The following is a 1,711-nucleotide window of genomic DNA, read 5'->3' on the forward strand; positions in this document are numbered from 1 at the left end:
TCATCGCTGCGCAGGTTATCCGCAATGTCGTTAGGTTGCTTAACCTAAATTCGGATCAAGAAGCATATTTTACTATTCGGCTACTGTTTTTGATAGCAAATAAAAATAAATTCAAATTACTATTCCTATGAATATTGCCTATTCATCAATCATATTAAAGTTCGTTGCTTTTCTTATTCTTGCATTGCCCAACATTTCTATGGCTCAAATATTCAATGATTATCACCTCATTATGAGGGATTATGAAATTGAGTATAATGGTGAGAAAGCAACGATAGAATCAGAATTTAAAATAACTGACAAGTATAAAGAAAATGGGGATGACATAACCGTATTTACTTTCAGTTATGAATATTATGGTGCCACTCACTCAAAACAAATTATGGTTGTTGAATTAGAACAATCTAAAGCAAGTAGGTATGATACTAATAGCTTGCTAAGAAAAATTGCAACTGACTTAGACCAAGATGGTTTTCACGTAAAGCATATGTTACCATCGACTGGTGAAGTCTTATTATACGATAAAACTGTACCCGAAGACCCTGAAATTTATATCAGAGGCAGAGTTACTACTCATCGGCACCGACTTTATTTCGTCCAATCTGAAATTACTGGAGATATAGATTCAAGTACTGCGGCTAAATGGCAAATATCATTTTTCAAATCCACATTAGTTGATCGGGTAGCACTTTATACACTTTTCTGATTGAACTTTACTGTATACTTTCGATTAACAATTCTATGAGTTTTCAACGTGAAGAAGGTATAAATAACTGATTAGATCAAAGAAATTCTGGGAGTAAATTAATGAAAGAAAGCTATATCAACTTAGATGAGAGCGATTTAAATAAACCAATTTATAGAATTTTTAGTCTGAAGTATTTCTGTGAATTAGCATTAACTAAAAAGAACACACTCGTACATCCATCAAAATGGGATGATCCACTTGAGAATTTCCTTTTAAATCAAAAGATACAAACAGATAGAGGACCGGCACGAAACCATTCAAGAAAAAATATATATGGTCAATGTTGGACTTTTAAAAATGAGTCTGATGCAATGTGGCGTATTTATTCATCTAAAAAATCAGGAGTCAAAGTCAAAACAACTGTAAAAAAATTGTTTAATTCATTACAAAACGTTTGCAGAAAGACGGATAAGAAGTTTTGCTATATAGGTAAAGTAGAATATTACAAAAGAGAAGAAATTCAATCCCATATTGATAAATTTAAAAGAACTAAAAAGTATTCAAAAAATGGTTTATTGGAGGCAAGGAAACTATTACTTAAAAGAGAAACCTTTTCTTACGAAGATGAAATCAGATTAATAAGTTACTTTCGGGAAAGATATCCTACATCAGAACTATTCAAATATAATGTTAACCCTAAAAAAGTATTTTCTGAAATTGCTTTAGATCCAAGGTTGAAAAATGAAAAGAAAGAAAATATGATTGAAAAATTGACCTCACTTGGATTTAATTCTAAGGATATTACGCAATCAAAATTGTATAGACTTAATAAAAATGAAATTAGAGTCCTGAGTTAAATCTATAAGTAAGCAACCTAACCAGCGCATTAAGGGGACAGGCCTCGCCGATCCTTGCCAACCTCTCTTTTTATAGTTACTCTTTCATTTGTAAACAATTTCAATATGTTGGTGCCTGCACCTTATGCGCCATGTCGTTATACTGCACGTCGGCCCCGGCAGGTTG

The 1,711-nt window shown here is 32.3% G+C and carries 2 protein-coding genes; both read left to right on the plus strand.

Features of this window, described 5'->3' with window-relative positions; translation table 11 throughout:
- Nucleotides 1–127 precede the first annotated feature (127 nt).
- The gene (locus G3569_RS18160; protein ID WP_165271504.1) at nucleotides 128–706 is read left to right on the plus strand and encodes a hypothetical protein; all 579 of its coding nucleotides are present in this window, start codon (nucleotides 128–130) and stop codon (nucleotides 704–706) included.
- A gap of 101 nt (nucleotides 707–807) precedes the next feature.
- Nucleotides 808–1,545, plus strand: coding sequence for a DUF2971 domain-containing protein (locus G3569_RS18165; protein ID WP_165271505.1), 738 nt, complete (start codon nucleotides 808–810; stop codon nucleotides 1,543–1,545).
- The last annotated feature ends 166 nt before the right edge of the window (nucleotides 1,546–1,711 follow it).

This window comes from Fodinibius halophilus (genome assembly GCF_011059105.1).
GTDB classification, from domain to species: domain Bacteria; phylum Bacteroidota; class Rhodothermia; order Balneolales; family Balneolaceae; genus Fodinibius; species Fodinibius halophilus.